Source organism: Streptococcus sp. KR (assembly GCF_002238115.1).
In the GTDB taxonomy this organism is placed as follows: Bacteria; Bacillota; Bacilli; order Lactobacillales; family Streptococcaceae; genus Streptococcus.
The window spans coordinates 1-309 of the sequence record NZ_NGVM01000229.1 but is presented as its reverse complement, the minus strand read 5'-3'; the positions used below and the strand labels follow the sequence as shown (position 1 = coordinate 309).

The window sequence follows — 309 nt, the reverse complement described above, 5'->3', positions numbered from 1 at the left end:
TGATTTATACAACTTGATTCAAAAAGGCGTTGTCAATTCAATGTCGTTCGGATTTACGTTGCCAGATGACGGTTCAGGCGAACAATGGAGCGAAGACCCGACAACCGGAGTTGTAACTCGCTTAATTACAAATATTCAGGCACTATACGAAATTAGTGCTGTCTCTTTGCCGGCTTATAATGCGTCAAGCGTTGCGACACGTGGGTACGATTCATTTATTAATAACAAAAAACAAAATAACTCAAAATCAAAAGGAGAAAAACGAAACATGACAGAAAAAACAATTATCAAGTCAAACGAAGAAACTAA

The 309-nt window shown here is 37.5% G+C and carries 1 protein-coding gene; it reads left to right on the top strand.

The features are described 5' to 3' along the window. Positions 1-309 (top strand): HK97 family phage prohead protease (locus CBI42_RS11710; protein WP_179211432.1); only part of this gene is annotated, 309 nt, incomplete at both ends.